The following is a 14,091-nucleotide window of genomic DNA, read 5'->3' as shown; positions in this document are numbered from 1 at the left end:
AATTGAACCTTGCCTTCGAACCCTTGCACGCCGATGCGTCCCCATCCCTTGTGCCATGTACCGCCAAGCCGGCACGGTGGTGTCTCGGAAATTCTTACCTGAGGTGAGCGCGCCGTGGTGGGACAGTCGTGGCGCGCCGCCGGAGCGACGCCATCGGGCCGTCCGGACCTCCGTCAAGATGGGAGTCCCTTGGACGCGATCGACATCGTCACACCGCTGGCGCCGTGGTCGCCATGGGGAGCTCTGGCAGACGCGGCACTAAAAGCGCCCAAGCTTCCCGGCGTCTATCTTGCCCGCCGCGGTGCCGCCGGGGAGTTGCTCTACGTCGGCCATGCCGGTGAACGAGCCGCGAGCCAGCCGGGGCTGCGCGGCAGGCTCGGCATCTACGCGCGTGGTCGCGGAGCGGTCAGTGGCCTGGGCGAGGCCGCCTTGGACCGTGCGCTGGCCGACCGAACCTTTGTCAGACAGCGCCTGCATTTGCTTGAACAAGGGTTCGAGGAGCGGACCAAGGACTGGGCGCGGGCGGCATTGGCGTGGGCCAACATTCACGTCGCGTGGACGACCACCGCGGACAAGGGAAGTGCCATCGTGCTGGAGGACCGTGTCCTTCAGGCTCTCGAGGAGCATGAGTTGTGGAACCGACTACGCCCACGGCATCGTCAGCTGCCGCCGACGTGAGGATTCGATCTTGGGTGGTCGATTGATCTCGGGCGGTTGCAGCGCTGCCGTCCACGGCCTCGTCGGTACTGGCGCTGCGGTGCTTGAAGAACCGATTCGCGAACGGCTTCCGGATGGCAACCACCATCACTTTGACGCCCTGATCAGCCAGAGCCTGGCCGTACCACGCCACGCCCGCCGGTTGAGAAGGGTTTGGCTTCCTGGTCGTTGGCCGAGCAGAGGGTGAGGCGCGGCCGCCCGGCAATGTTGTTGGCGATCCACGTGACGAGTTAGCTGGCTGCCAGGAATTCTTGGTAGCGCCGGTCGAGCTTGTCTCGGTCGGGCTGTGCGGCTCGCTGACGGGGGACGGTCAGTCGAACGTCTTCCATCGCCTGGATGCCGTGCTGCAGCATAGGTCCGTCGACTTCCCGCAGCACGTCTCGGCGAACCTTGATGATCAGGTCCGGCGTCACTCCGAGGATGTTCCGGTCGTACGCAGCATGGTGGATCTTGCACAAGGAAAGGCCGTTCGGAACTACAGGAAGACCTCCCTCATCCACATCTCGGATGATGTGGGCGGCATCGAGAAGATCCGGATGCCGGAGCTGGCAGATTGCGCAGCGCGTTTCGTAAGCCTGAAGAACCCGCGCCCGGAACACCGGCTGATGAAGGCGCTGACGGACGAGCCGCTCCAGATACGAGCGCCGATCCGGAGTAAGAGCGGCGACCAGTGCGGGGTCTACAAGGCGCTGTGCCTCATCTACCGCGATGAGGAAGGCGTGGTTCTCCGGCTCCTCGCCGACCACGTAAACCGGAAACTGGGCCTGGTACACGCTCTTCGCTACGCCGATGAAGTAGGCGAGCGGAAGTTCCTCGCGCATCGCGGTCCGAAGGGCCCGGTTGTCTGAGTGGCTGCTGTCGGTACCTCTGTAGGCATACTTGACTAGTCCGCCAGCGGAGATGTCGTCCTCGTAAGGGGGCAACTGGTTGGGCGCCGTATAAGTCGTTCTGATGGTCAAGGCGCCGTCGAGCTCGGCGGGCTTCCAAATACCTGGTTGCACGACGAGCTTGAGTGGGCGACCGGCGATAACGAACGTATTGAGTTGGGACGAAGGAAGGCCCTCGGGGTGGCGAGCCGTGAGATCGCGCAGGAAGTCAAACATCGCTGTGCGGACTTGTGAGTCGTTCAGCGCCATCGCCACGGGTTGTCTCTACCACCCTGGCTGGCCACCGGCGCTGCACGCCACGGTCAATGGGCACGTCGTCGCTGCAGGGCGGCGTTGAAGCTGGCGTTCCAGAGGCCTAAGTGTGGCCAGTGGTCGGCGATCCGCGCAGTCGCTTCGTCTACCGGCATCCCCCTCGCGCGCATCAGCCACGCGCGGAGGACGAGGCCGGTGCGGGAGGCGCCGCCGTGGCAGTGCACCAGAAGGCGGTGGCCCTCTGCGCGGAGTGCCTCCATGTCATTAAGGATGTCGTCCAGCACGGTGTCGATGTCCGCGTTGTAGTCGTTGTCCGCGATGTAGGCCATCCGGTGCACCTGGTGTGGAAACGGATCGCCGAGCCGACACAGCGAGATCACTGCGAAGTCCTCGTCGCTGTATCGCGCGCCGTCGAGGTTCCCCGCCCAGATGCCCGGTAGCACTTCCTTCGGGCCGATCCGCGGGATCACGCCGGGGGAGTAGTGCTGCAGCGGCTTGCCGTCCAGTGCCGCCGCCAGCTCCTGCAGGTCCGCCAAACCCCACCGCCGGTCGCCGAGCTCCTGAACCTGTCCGTGCACCGCCGACGACCAGCGCATCGGGATGCCACCCATTCCGGACATCGCTCCCGCCAACCCACCGGCCAGGCTCGCCACCGCGGAGGTGTCGCCCGCCAGGTCGATCGCCAGCCGCATCACCTCGGCGAAGTCGCGACCCTCGCGCAGTGCCCACACCGCCCGGCCAAGCGTCGCCCTGGCCGAACCCTCCGCCTCAGGCACCTGATCCGGCGTCCAATCCGGCGCGAGCACTGTCGTCGCCCGGTCTCGCTCTTCGTAGGCGACCAGCGACAGAGCCGCAGGGATCGCCTCGAGAACATCGCCACCGTCCAGCGCCACGCGCATCAGCTCGGCGAACACCGCACCGGCCTCACCGGACGCGGGATCGCCGCCGGTCACCGCAGCGAAACGCCGGGCGCCCTCAACGGATGCCTCGCGGCCGAAGCGGGAGAACCAGATGGCCGCCGGTGTCTGCCAGCCGCTGGTGCTCTGCGGGGGTCGGTGGGTCACGTCGGCCTCGACCAGCCCGCCGCGATCCACGAGGGACGACGCCACCTGCAGCGTTGTCTGCGTGATGGCCGTGAACTCGCCGGGGGAGGAGCCACACATCTCCGTCTTTGCACCGCGCGCCGGCGCCGGGAAGCGCCGCGAGAACTCGCCCCCCGGCGCACCCTCGAACGGTGCGCCAAGCGTGTCGCCGACAGCCGCGCCCACCAGCGCTCCGGCCACCCGGTGCGAGCGGTGCATGGTCAGGCTCACGCTGTCTCTCCCAGAGCTCCGTGAATACTTGAAAGGACATCGACCCGAGGAGCCGAGCATGCCCGCACCCGGAACGCGGTTGGAGAAGCTCGGCTTCCTCACCATCGGCCTCTTCGACGCGAATGATCCCCGCCCCGGTCACGAGACCACCCTCGACGTCATCGCGCTCGGCGAGCAGCTCGGCTTCGACAGCGCCTTCGTGCGGAACCGGCACCTCCAGTACGGCATCTCGTCGCCGATCGCCGTCCTCGCGGCCGCGACGCAGCGGACGACGAGGATTCAGCTCGGCACCGCGGTCATCCCGCTCGGCTGGGAGAACCCGCTGCGCCTCGCCGAGGACCTCGCCACCGTCGACATCCTCTCCGGCGGCCGGCTGAACCCCGGCGTCAGCGTCGGGCCGCCGATGCACTGGGACGACGTCAAGGCCGCCCTCTACCCCGACACCGCCGACGTCGAGGACTTCAGCTACGAGCGCGTCGAGCGGCTGCTGCGGTTCATCCGCGGCGAGCAGGCCGGCACCTTCCGCGGCATCGAGGGGATCGAGGAGTGGTCCGACCGGGTCGAGCCGCACTCGCCAGGCCTGCAGCACCGCCTCTGGTACGGCGGCGGCAGCACCCGCTCGGCGCAGTGGGCCGGCGCGCACGGCATGAACTTCCTGACCAGCAACGTGGTCAAGGCCGAGGACTCGACCGACTTCGCCGAGATCCAGGCCGGCCACATCCGCGCCTTCCGCGAGGCCGCACCCGACACCGCCCGCGTCTCCCAGGGCCTCGTCGTCATCCCCACCGACTCGGCCACCTCCGAGCAGCGCGCCAAGTACGCCGCCTACGTCAAGAATCGTGAAGCCCGCATCGGCATCCCGCAGGGTCCCGGCAAGCTGCTCTTCGCCAGGGACCTGGTCGGCACCTCCGAGCAGATCGCCGAGGCCCTCTACGCGCACGCCGGCTTCCGCGAAGTCCGCGAGGTCGTCTTCGCGCTGCCATTCAGCTTCGAGCACGAGGACTACGTGCAGCTACTCACCGACATCGCAGCTCATCTGGGCCCCGCGCTCGGGTGGAAAGACGCGGGAGGGTGAAACGTCACTCTTAGTGAGTGTCGCAGCCCGTTTTCGTTAATTCGGACGCCTCCGTCTCGTAGCGTGGCCCAGCTTGGATCTGCTGTGGGAAACGGAGTCGATGGTGAAGGCACTGCTCGCCCTTGCGGGTGCGCACAAGGCCGTGACGGCGGTCGCCGTGGTGGCGGTCGTTGGCGGGGGAGGCGTCGTTCACGCCGCCATGGCCAACACGCCGTCAACGGCGACGGTGACCAAGGTGGTCGACGGCGACACCATCGACGTTCGATACGCCGGCGACACGCACCGCATCCGGCTGCTCAACGTCAACACTCCCGAGTCGGTCGACCCGAACAAGCCCGTGGAGTGCCTCGGCCCCGAGGCCTCTGACTGGCTCAAGGATCGCCTTCCGCTGGGTGCGGAAGTCCGCCTTGAGCGGGACAAGGAGACTTACGACCGCTACGACCGCGAGCTGGCCGCGGTGTTTGTCGGCAACGAGCTGATCAACGCCGAAATCGCCCGCGCCGGCTACGGCGTCGCCATGTCGGTCGGGTCCAACACCAAGTACCTGTCGCGCGTCGAGGCAGCGCAGGCCGAGGCGCAGAGCGCCGGTCGTGGCCTCCACTCGACGACGCTCGACTGCACTATTCCGGCGAAGGTAGAGCAGCTTCAGGCTGCGGCGACCGAGACCATGGGCCAGGCACCCGCTCAGGCCGCCACCCTCAGCGAATTCGACGCATACACGGCCGACCTCGTCGCCGTGTTGGCGGCGGCGAAGACCCTTCAGCGTGTCCTCGATGGTGACGTCCACGCCTTCCCCCTGGTCGCCTATGAGGGCCGGGTGAGCGCCTTCAAGTACCAGGTGGAGAGCGCTCAGCACGAGCTAAGCGCGGCGAAGGCCGAGAACGGCACTGCCCGGGCGGCACGAAAGCAGCAGCTCGACGCCGAGGCGCGCGCGGCAGAGGAGGCCGCACGGCTGGCCGCCGAGGAAGCTCAACGCCAGGCGGAGGCGGCGGCCGCGGCAGCTGCGGCGCAAGCCGCGCGGCGGTCGTCCCCTCCCTCGAGCGGGGGCTCGTCTCGCTCCTCCACCGCCTCTCGGACGGCATCACCTACAAAGGCGCCCACCAACAGCGGGTCCGGTAACCCGACCGGCTACACCGGCTGCCGCAGTTATGCCCCAGGCGGCAAAACCTGGACGCCTATCCCTTGCTAAACCGCCCAGGGTCCGGATGTGCGGAACGGCAGATTTGTTGAGGTGCCGGCGAGTGCCGCGTCTCGCGATGTCGAGTGCGCCCTGCCGTTCAGCTTCGAGCACGCGGACTACGTGCAGCTACTCACCGACATTGCCACTCACCTCGGCCCCGCGCTCGGCTGGCGTCCCGCGGGCTGAGGGAGACGGCGAGATCAGTCCCCGGGGACGACGACGGCGCGGCCGCGGATCGCCCCGTCGTGCAGCCTGCGGTAGGCCTCGGGCGCCTGATCGAGGCCGAACCGCTCCACCTCGACGTGGATCGCGCCGGCGCGCGCCAGGTCGAGCACCTCCATCAGCTCCGACCGCGTGCCCCAGTACGGCGCGCGCACCGAGGCGCCCATCGGCGTGGAGAAGAAGCCGGTGGGCATCAGCCCGCCACCGATCCCGACGATCTGGATGACGCCGTTCAGCGCGACCGCCTGCCGCGCCGTCTCCAGGGTCGGCGGGGCTCCGACGAAGTCGAACACCGCCTGCGCTCCCACCCCGCGGGTCAGCGCCCGGATCTCGCCGGCCGCCGAGGCGTCGGAGAGCAGCACGTGGTGGGCGCCGACGTCCCGCGCGAGCGACAGCTTCTCCTCGTTCACGTCCAGCGCGACGACGGTGGCGCCGGTGATCGCCCGCAGGATCTGGATGCCCACGTGCCCGAGCCCGCCGGCGCCGATCACCACGGCGGTGCTTCCCGCCGGCAGCGCGCCGAGGCTGGACGCGATCGCGTGGTACGGGGTCAGCCCCGCATCGGTCAGGGAGACGGTGGCGACCGGGTCGAGGTCGCCGAGCGGGACGAGGTGCCGGACGTCGTCCACGATCATGTACTCGGCCAGCGCGCCGGGAGCGCCCAGCCCCGGCGGCGCGATGCCCAGCTCCGCGGCCCGAGGGCAGTAGTTCTCCGCGCCGCGCGCGCACGCGTGGCACAGCCCGCAGCCCCACGGCCCGTAGACCGCCACCGGCTCGCCCACGTCGACGCCGGTGGCGCCGTCACCCAGCGCGTCGACGACACCCGCCCCCTCGTGCCCGAGGGTGAGCGGCAGCCCGTAGACGTACTGCTCCTCCGGCAGGCCCATGACGAACGAGTCGGAATGGCACAGCCCGGCCGCGGTGACCCGCAGCCGGATCTGTCCGGGGCCGGGCTCCGGGGTGGGGACGTCGACCACCTCGGGCTCGCCGCCGATCGTCCGGTACTGCACCGCGCGCATGCCCGCTCCTCTGTCGCCGGGAGGCCGTGCCGCCGACCCTAGGGTTCGCCGCGGATCGGCGGAGGGTCTATCGGCGGCGGGCTGCCGTCACTTGCGCCAGAACACGTGGTGGATCACGCCGCTCGGGCTGGGGACGACCTCCAGGTGGAAGCGGTCGCGCAGCTCGTCCGGCGACTCCCAGAGCCGCACGCCGGCTCCGATCGTCACCCCCGGGTTGACCGCCACGTGCATCGTGTCGACGAGGTCGGCGTCGAGGAACTCGCGGACGGTGGTCACCCCGCCGCCGAGCCGGACGTCCTTGCCCTCGGCGGCCGCTCGCGCCTGCTCGAGCACCGCGGCCGGCTCGCCGTCGACGAAGTGGAACGTGGTGTCCGACAGCGTGAACGACGGCCGCGGGTGGTGGGTCAGCACGAACACCGGGGTGTGGAACGGCGGCTCGTCGCCCCACCAGCCGTGCCACTCGAGGTCGTGCGGCCCGCGGTAGGGGCTGAACTTGTTGCGGCCCATGATCTCGGCACCGATGTTGTGCGAGAAGTCGCGGATGAAGTAGTCGTCGAGCCCGCGGCTGCCACCCGGCTCGGTGCGGTTGGGCCAGCTCGCCGTCGTGAAGGCCCAGCCGCCCAGTTCCATGGGATTGGCCGTGCCGAACGGCGTCTCCAGGCTCTGGCCCTCCCCAGCTCCGAAACCGTCGCTCGACAGGAACAAGTTCTGCACTTTCAACAACTGCTGCACGGGTCTCCTCCGGGATGGTCGTCGAGGGTCCGACCGCCGCAGGAAGCAGAACTCATCGGCGGGCTAGTGTCCACATCGATCCCCGGCCTGAACTGTCCTGGAGCGCCCGTGCCCCCGTTCGACCGCCGTCCTGACGGGAGCCGGCCGCTCACCCGCGCTGCCCGTCTCGCCGCAGACGCGCTCGGCCGACGGTGGAAGCTGCCGGCGCCCTCGTCGGCGGTCACCGTGCTGCACGACCTCGACGTCCCCATGCGCGACGGCGCCACCCTGCGGGCCGACGTCTACCTGCCCGCGTCGGCCGGTCCGCATCCGACGGTGCTGCTGCGCTCCCCGTACGGCCGCGGCGCGGGGGCCGCTGTGACCATGGCGGTGCCCTACGCCGAGCGCGGCTACGCGGTGGTGCTGCAGAGCGTGCGTGGCACCTTCGGCTCCGGCGGTGAGTTCACCCCGGTCATCAACGAGGAGCACGACGGCCAGGACACCGTCGCCTGGCTGCGCGACCAGCCCTGGTTCGACGGCCGGCTCGCCACGCTCGGCCCCAGCTACCTCGGCTACACGCAGTGGGCCCTGGCGCTCGCCCCGCCACCGGAGCTGAAGGCCATGGTGCTGCACATCGGCCCCCACGACCTCGCCCAGGCCGGGATGATCGACGGCGTCTTCCAGCTCACCAACCTCTCCATCTGGACCGACATCGTCGCCCATCAAGAGCGGGTCAGCTTCCTGCGTGGGGTCGTCCGGCTGGCGATGGCGGAGCGGCGGCTGGCCCCGCACCTGGCGGAACTGCCGCTGCAGGGGCTGGCCGAGCGCTTCGGCGGCACGCCGGCCCCTTGGTTCGACGAGTGGCTGGACCACCCCGACCTCTCCGACCCGTACTGGGACCGCTACCGGGCCACGCCCGCCGTGCACTCGAGCACCGTCCCGACCCTGCTCATCGGCGGCTGGCAGGACTGGTTCGTCGAGCAGACGCTGTACCAGTACGCCGCCCAGCGCGACCGCGGCGTCGACGTCGGCCTCACCGTCGGCCCGTGGGCGCACCTGGGCATCGACCCAGCGGTGACGACGCCCGAGAGCCTGGCCTGGCTGAACACCCACCTCCCGGTGGACGGCGCACCGCCCGCCCCGCCGCGGACGAGCCGGGTGCGCGTCTTCGTCACCGGCGCGCGCACGTGGCGGACCATGCCCGACTGGCCGCCGGTCACCGCCGACCGCACCTGGTACCTCGCCTCGGATGGCCGGCTGACCGACGAGGCGCTGGCCGAGACGAGCGAGCCGACGACCTTCCGCTACGACCCGACGGACCCGACGCCGTCGGTCGGCGGCCGGATCCTGGGCTACAGCGCGGGACAGCGCGACAACACCGAGCTCGAGGCGCGCGACGACGTCCGCACCTTCACCACCGGGCCGCTGCGGACGCCGGTGGAGCTGCAAGGCGGGGCGCGCGTCCGGCTGTTCCTCGAGTCGGACAACCCCTACGCAGACGTGTTCCTGCGGCTGTGCGACGTCGCGCCGAACGGCCGGTCGGTCAACATCACAGACCGGCTGGTCCGGCTCGACCCCGCGCCGGGGGAGGAGCCGGTGACCGGCGTGCGGACGGTCGAGACGACGCTGCCCGACACCGCGCACCGCTTCCGGGCCGGTCACCGCATCCGGCTGCAGGTCTCCGGCGGCGCCCATCCGCGCTACGCCCGCAACCTCGGCACCGGGGAGCCGCTCGGCGCCGCAACCCAGGGCGTGCCGGTGACCCACCGGATCTGTCACGGCAGCGCCACGCCGTCCGCCATCACCCTGCCGGCGGCCTGACCCTGGACACGTGGCGACCTGTCGAGAAGTCGACTTCTCGACCCCATCCGCCCCGCGCGCACCACCCGCCCGGAACGCCTCGCCGGGTCCCGCACCGACGGCGTTCCGCTTCGTACGGTGGCGTCGTGGCCAAGCACTATGTCGATGAGACCGCCGAATTCAGGATGCCCGTGTCCGGACGACACTCCGCTGCCGACAGCCGCGAGCTGGAGATGACCCAGCGGTTCGACCCCGGCTTCTCGCGCCGCCGCCCCGCCGTGCCGGCCGTTCCACCGCGCGACGACCAGACCCGCTGATCCACGACTCAACCCGCTGCACGGGGGAGGCGCATCACCGACAGGCATACTTGCCGGCCGAGCGCGAGGAGGCTGGTTGAACCCGATCCTGTCCCGCCATCTCGCCGGAATGAGTTGGCCGGCCGGCCGGCAGCGTCGAATGGTCGACGGGCTCCGACTCCTGCAGGCCCTCGCCCGCACCGGGGAGCGGCCGGTCACCTACGGGGAATTCGCGGAGCAGGTGCAGCCGGGCCTGGCGCCGCTCGCCGCGTCGCGGGTCCTGGCGGACATCGGACAGTTCTGCGCCGTCGCCGGCTGGCCGAACGTCACGTGCTTCGTCGTCTCCGCGACCACGGGGGAGTGCTCCCCGGGATGCCGCTGGATCGGGGAGGAGGGGCCCGCCGTAGCCCGGGAGCGGGCCTGGCTGGCCTACGGCGTCCGCCGGGACGCCCCGTTGGCGGATCAGGTGACTGCCGTCGCCGAGACACCGAACAGTTGACCTGCCGCGCTCGACCGGGCGCCCAACGGCGATCAGTCAGGGCGCCGGCTCCCTGAGCCGGCGCTCGGACTCCTCGATGTCGGCGCCGTCGTGCTCGACCTGCTCGGCGTACAGCCGCTGCCCCGCGATCCGCCCGTCGTCGGTCAGCTCCGCGATCGTGACGGCGCGCATCTCGAATGGCGAGCCGTCCGGGTAGTGGCCGTGCCAGAACCACTCCGCCCAGGCGGTCGAGCCGTGGTCGGCCGACGACAGCAGCTCGCACTCCATGTCGGCGACTTGCTCGAACAATTGGCCCCAGATGGATGCCAACGTGTCCCGGCCGGTGTACTCACGGGCCGGGTGGGCCGGCTGCTGACTGTGATAGTCCGGCGCGAAGAGTGAGGCCATGCGCTCGGCGTCGTGCGCGTTCATCGCGTCGAGCAGGTTCGACAGGGTTGCGTTCATGGACGCCTCCGTCGTCGTCCCCCCGCGCCCATAGCGACCCACCAACAGCCGACGGCGTCAACACCCTCCCGCACGCCGTCCACGTCAGCCGCCCGACCAGCAGCGACGTCGCCCGGGCCGCTGACATCTGAGGTTCGCCGAGCAGCATCCACACCCCACCCGAGCCGGGCTCACCTAGCCTCCCGCGCATGGCACGGGGATTCGAGAGGCCACCGCGGTTGGCGGTGCTCATCATGGTCGTCGGTGCGGCGTGGCTGATCGGTGGCGGCGCGTACGCCGCGACTCGCACGCAGACCGACCCACTGACCCCCGCAGAGCAGTCGGACCTCGCCCGGCGAGCGGCGGCGGCGTCGGGGGCATCGGCATCGGCTGGCGCACCCCAGCGCGTCCTGTTCCTCGGGGACTCGTACTCGGCCGGCGCGGGGGCGAGCACACGAGCGATGCGTTGGACGACGCTCGTCGCGCAGTCACAGCACTGGCTGGAAGACAACCGCGCCTTCGGTGGTACCGGCTACGTCACCGCGCTTTCGGGCGCCGAAGCGCAGCGAGGCTGTGGGCGACCTTCGTGCCCCAGCTACGAGCAGGCGATCCCGCGGGGTTCGAGCGCCAAGCCGGTGTTGATCGTGGTCAGCGGAGGCCGGAACGATCTGTCCTCACTCGGTCCGGACTACCCGGCTGCGGTCGCCAGGTTCTTCGCCGACCTGCACGCGGCGTTCCCTGACGCCGGGATCGCCGCCACCTCCCCGCTCTGGGACGACGGGCCAGCCCCGGCGAAGTTGGCAGACGCCGGACAGGCAGTGCTGGAGGGGGTGGGATGGGTCGGTGGCACCTACCTGGACATCGGGCAGCCACTAGCCGGGCACCCGGACCTCGTCGCATCGGACGGGATACATCCGAACGATGCCGGCCATGCGGCCATCGCGCAGGCCGTCGAGGCGGCGATGACCGCGGCCGGCGTGCGCCTCTGACAGGACCACGATTGCCGCGACCTGCTGCGCTGATCACACCCCCTCTGGGACGCATGCTCAGGTGAGCGCATGTAGGTCGTCCGTACTCCTGACGCGCCGGGAAACCGGGACGTCGTCGTATCGACGTCCCTCATCGCACACTGGTCCCCATGTCCGTTCCGCAGCCGCAGGTGCTCCTGCCCAGGAGGCCCACGACGTTCCAGCGGCTGCGGGCGGGCGGGTGGTACTACGCCGTCACGATCTGCTCGTTCGGGTTCCTGGCCGCGATCCCGTTCTGGCACGCGGCCGGCCGGGTCGCCCGCCGCGACGTCCGCCGCCTGGCGCTGGCGTACGCAGTGGCCGGGGTCTACCTCGTCGTCCTCATGGCGCTCACGCCGCACCGGCCGGACGGGACGTCGGCGAACGAGACGCTCAGCACGATCGGCGGCCTGAGCGCCCTCTTCGTCGTGATCGCCGGGTGCGTGCAGCTGCGCCCGCTGCGCCGGGAGGTGTACGGCGGCGGGGGAGTGGTGGCCGCGCACAGCGACCCGGCCGTCGCCCGTGCACTCCAGGCGCGCGCCCGCCGGGAGGAGACGCGGCGGCTTCTCGCCGAGGACCCCGGGCTGCGCCAGGAACTCGGCATCGGCCGTCCCGACCTCGGGCGCGGCTACGACGACGGCGGCCTGATCGACCTGAACACGGCGCCCGCCGCGGTCATCGCGCACGTCTGCGGCATCGACCCGGTGCACGCCGAGGCGATCGTGGCCGACCGTTCGGCCCGCGGCGGCACCTTCTTCAACCTCGACGAGCTGTTCGTCGAGGTGTCCCTGCCGCCGTACGTCGCCGACCAGCTACGCGAGCGGGCGATCCTCTGCACGCCGACCGCAATGATCGGGGACGACGATGACGCAGCCGTTCTACCGGCAGTCGTGGTTCGTCGTCGTGGGCGGACTCGCGGCCATCGGCGTGCTCGGCACCGTGATCGGCGGGGCGGGGTCGCAGCCGGACGACGTCGTCAGCGCGCCCGGTCCGTCCACGTCGGCGTCCGCTCCTCCGACGACCACCTCACCGCCCAAGACCGCACAGCCGACGACGTCCGCACCGACGACGTCCGCACCGTCGGCGGCCGCGAAGACGGGGGTCGACTTCGCGATGCCCGACCTCGTCGGCATGGACCTGCAGTCGGCGCAGGACCTCGTCCAGACGTACGGGGTCTTCCTCAGCGTCTCCCACGACCTGCGCGGCAGCCGGAACCAGGTGCTGGACTCGAACTGGCTGGTGTGCGACCAGAACGTCCCGCCCGGGCAGCAGGTCACCGGCGATGCGGAAGGGCGCATCGACCTCGGGGTGGTGAAGCGCGGCGAGTCCTGCCCCTGACCGGGCCGGACGCCGGGCTAGCCGTCGTACCCGGGTAGCCAGCGCCGGACCTCGCCGTCGACCGGAACCGTCGCCTCCAGCGAGCAGAGCACCCCGACCAGGCCGCTGGCCACGCGCAGCAGCAGGAGATGGCGCGGCGGGACGGTCAGCCGGCGCTGGGTGCGAGCCACGGCGCCGAACGGGTCGGAGGCGCGCCAGGTCTGCTGCTGCAGCCAGGCGCGGGTGAACCGGTAGGTGGGCGTGCGCAGCGGCTCCAGATAGGGGTCGAGCAGCCCGAGCAGGTCGGCCGCGGTCACCTCCTCCGGCCGCAGCAGCCCGGCGGAGGCGGCGATGCGGTGCAGCTCCGCCGCGTCACCGTCCCGGCCGGCGGCGAGCAGCGGCCCCAGCCGGGCCGGCCAGCCGTCCGGCGTCGGCTCGGTGGAGCCGAAGTCGAGGACGGCGAGGCGTCCGTCGTCCAGCACTCGGAAGTTGCCCGGATGCGGGTCGCCGTGGAGTCGCCGGGCGCGGACCGGGGCCGACGCGAGCAGCCGCACCAGCAGCAGCCCGGCGCGGTCCCGCTGCCCCTGGCTGCCCGAGGCGATCACCCGCGACAGCGGTGTGCCGTCGACCCAGCGCATGATCAGCACCTGGCCCGCGACCGCCAGGACCTCGGGCACGAACAGGTCCGGGTCGTCGCGGTAGGCGTCGGCGAACGCCGTCTGGGCTTCGGCCTCCTGCGTGTAGTCGACCTCCTCGGCCAGGTGCGCCCGCAGCACCGCGACGAGCTGCCGGCTGTCGAGGCCGGGCGCGGCCACGCGCATCACCGGCGTGAGCGCCTTCATCGTGTCCACGTCGGCGAGCAGCGCCGCACCGGCGCCGGGGTACTGCACCTTCACAGCGACGGGCGTGCCGTCGTGCCACGTGGCCCGGTGCACCTGGCCGATGCTCGCCGCGGCGACCGGCCGTGCGTCGAACGCGCGGAACAGCCCGCGCCACCCGCCGGGGAACGACCGGTCGAGCTGCTCCTGCACCATCGACGCGGGCATGGCCGGCGCCGCCTCCTGCAGCCGCACCAGCGCCTCGCGGTACGGGCCGACCAGCTGGTCGGGCAGCGCCGCCTCCATCGCCGACATCGCCTGGCCGACCTTCATCGCCCCGCCCTTGAGTTCCCCGAGCGTGGCGAACAGCTGCTCCGCGGTGCGTCGCTGCACCTCCGCGGCGACCAGCTCGGCCGGGCGGCCGCCGATCCGCTTGCCCAGCCCCACGGCCGAACGACCGAGGTGTGCCGCGGGCAGTGCGGCCAGCCGGGCGACGCGGCCCAGCCGTCCCCGCGGCGGCCGACCGCTGCCGGGTGGGCCCGCATCCACGCCGGG

General features: G+C 71.1%; 14 protein-coding genes and 1 pseudogene. 9 read left to right on the top strand and 6 right to left on the bottom strand.

The annotated features are described in order from the left end of the window. The first annotated feature begins 189 nt into the window (after positions 1-189). Positions 190-678 (top strand): hypothetical protein, encoded by a 489-nt coding sequence (locus AC2H4J_RS22865; RefSeq protein WP_487467220.1) that lies wholly within the window; start codon positions 190-192, stop codon positions 676-678. A 269-nt stretch (positions 679-947) separates the two neighbouring features. Here the strand turns inward: AC2H4J_RS22865 and AC2H4J_RS22860 are convergent, their stop codons facing one another. Together AC2H4J_RS22860 and AC2H4J_RS22855 are read right to left on the bottom strand one after the other, a co-directional pair. Continuing rightward, positions 948-1,853, bottom strand: coding sequence for an HNH endonuclease (locus AC2H4J_RS22860; protein ID WP_487467276.1), 906 nt, complete (start codon positions 1,851-1,853; stop codon positions 948-950). A 53-nt stretch (positions 1,854-1,906) separates the two neighbouring features. Further along, entirely contained in the window at positions 1,907-3,169 is a 1,263-nt protein-coding gene (locus tag AC2H4J_RS22855; protein ID WP_487467219.1) for an ADP-ribosylglycohydrolase family protein, read from the bottom strand. A gap of 58 nt (positions 3,170-3,227) precedes the next feature. Between AC2H4J_RS22855 and AC2H4J_RS22850 the strand changes: the two genes are divergently transcribed. Beyond that, positions 3,228-4,244 (top strand): LLM class flavin-dependent oxidoreductase, encoded by a 1,017-nt coding sequence (locus AC2H4J_RS22850; protein ID WP_487467218.1) that lies wholly within the window; start codon positions 3,228-3,230, stop codon positions 4,242-4,244. Positions 4,245-4,317: 73 nt separating this feature from the next. Next, the gene (locus tag AC2H4J_RS22845) at positions 4,318-5,433 is read left to right on the top strand and encodes a thermonuclease family protein (RefSeq protein WP_487467217.1); all 1,116 of its coding nucleotides are present in this window, start codon (positions 4,318-4,320) and stop codon (positions 5,431-5,433) included. A 191-nt stretch (positions 5,434-5,624) separates the two neighbouring features. On the opposite strand, the gene AC2H4J_RS22840 is transcribed toward AC2H4J_RS22845, so the two are convergent. Then, complete coding sequence (locus AC2H4J_RS22840) at positions 5,625-6,665, bottom strand: NAD(P)-dependent alcohol dehydrogenase (protein WP_487467216.1); 1,041 nt, start codon at positions 6,663-6,665, stop codon at positions 5,625-5,627. Positions 6,666-6,752: 87 nt separating this feature from the next. After that, positions 6,753-7,397: a dihydrofolate reductase family protein gene (locus tag AC2H4J_RS22835; RefSeq protein WP_487467215.1), complete on the bottom strand. Its 645-nt coding sequence runs from the start codon at positions 7,395-7,397 to the stop codon at positions 6,753-6,755. 108 nt (positions 7,398-7,505) lie between these two features. Between AC2H4J_RS22835 and AC2H4J_RS22830 the strand changes: the two genes are divergently transcribed. The 3 genes from AC2H4J_RS22830 (at position 7,506) to AC2H4J_RS22820 (ending at position 9,971) form a co-directional block, all read left to right on the top strand. Then, positions 7,506-9,197 carry a CocE/NonD family hydrolase gene (locus AC2H4J_RS22830; protein WP_487467214.1) on the top strand — a complete coding sequence of 564 codons (1,692 nt, stop codon included), beginning with the start codon at positions 7,506-7,508 and terminating at the stop codon, positions 9,195-9,197. 125 nt (positions 9,198-9,322) lie between these two features. Further along, positions 9,323-9,493: a hypothetical protein gene (locus AC2H4J_RS22825; protein ID WP_487467213.1), complete on the top strand. Its 171-nt coding sequence runs from the start codon at positions 9,323-9,325 to the stop codon at positions 9,491-9,493. 76 nt (positions 9,494-9,569) lie between these two features. Beyond that, positions 9,570-9,971: a hypothetical protein gene (locus AC2H4J_RS22820; protein WP_487467212.1), complete on the top strand. Its 402-nt coding sequence runs from the start codon at positions 9,570-9,572 to the stop codon at positions 9,969-9,971. A 36-nt stretch (positions 9,972-10,007) separates the two neighbouring features. On the opposite strand, the gene AC2H4J_RS22815 is transcribed toward AC2H4J_RS22820, so the two are convergent. Beyond that, positions 10,008-10,415, bottom strand: a complete 408-nt coding sequence (locus tag AC2H4J_RS22815) for a nuclear transport factor 2 family protein (RefSeq protein ID WP_487467211.1) — start codon at positions 10,413-10,415, stop codon at positions 10,008-10,010. 188 nt (positions 10,416-10,603) lie between these two features. Between AC2H4J_RS22815 and AC2H4J_RS22810 the strand changes: the two genes are divergently transcribed. From AC2H4J_RS22810 to AC2H4J_RS22800, 3 genes and pseudogenes are all read left to right on the top strand, one after another. Next, positions 10,604-11,383 carry an SGNH/GDSL hydrolase family protein gene (locus AC2H4J_RS22810; protein ID WP_487467210.1) on the top strand — a complete coding sequence of 260 codons (780 nt, stop codon included), beginning with the start codon at positions 10,604-10,606 and terminating at the stop codon, positions 11,381-11,383. Positions 11,384-11,532: 149 nt separating this feature from the next. Next, positions 11,533-12,201 (top strand): annotated as a pseudogene (locus AC2H4J_RS22805) (ComEA family DNA-binding protein); the annotation flags it as partial. Positions 12,202-12,265: 64 nt separating this feature from the next. After that, positions 12,266-12,739, top strand: coding sequence for a hypothetical protein (locus AC2H4J_RS22800; RefSeq protein WP_487467277.1), 474 nt, complete (start codon positions 12,266-12,268; stop codon positions 12,737-12,739). Positions 12,740-12,756: 17 nt separating this feature from the next. Here AC2H4J_RS22800 and AC2H4J_RS22795 read toward each other — a convergent pair whose 3' ends face one another. Beyond that, positions 12,757-14,085 carry an ABC1 kinase family protein gene (locus tag AC2H4J_RS22795; RefSeq protein WP_487467209.1) on the bottom strand — a complete coding sequence of 443 codons (1,329 nt, stop codon included), beginning with the start codon at positions 14,083-14,085 and terminating at the stop codon, positions 12,757-12,759. Positions 14,086-14,091 lie beyond the last annotated feature (6 nt).

This window comes from Blastococcus sp. OS1-29 (genome assembly GCF_057628075.1).
This window is presented reverse-complemented; position numbering and strand designations above follow the sequence as displayed.

Excerpts from the sequence above, each read along its gene's own strand:
- AC2H4J_RS22810 (WP_487467210.1), top strand. The coding sequence starts at position 10,604 with ATGGCACGGGGATTCGAGAGGCCACCGCGGTTGGCGGTGCTCATCATG.
- AC2H4J_RS22800 (WP_487467277.1), top strand. The coding sequence starts at position 12,266 with ATGACGCAGCCGTTCTACCGGCAGTCGTGGTTCGTCGTCGTGGGCGGA.
- AC2H4J_RS22815 (WP_487467211.1), bottom strand. The coding sequence starts at position 10,415 with ATGAACGCAACCCTGTCGAACCTGCTCGACGCGATGAACGCGCACGAC.
- AC2H4J_RS22860 (WP_487467276.1), bottom strand. The coding sequence starts at position 1,853 with ATGGCGCTGAACGACTCACAAGTCCGCACAGCGATGTTTGACTTCCTG.
- AC2H4J_RS22840 (WP_487467216.1), bottom strand. The coding sequence starts at position 6,665 with ATGCGCGCGGTGCAGTACCGGACGATCGGCGGCGAGCCCGAGGTGGTC.
- AC2H4J_RS22850 (WP_487467218.1), top strand. The coding sequence starts at position 3,228 with ATGCCCGCACCCGGAACGCGGTTGGAGAAGCTCGGCTTCCTCACCATC.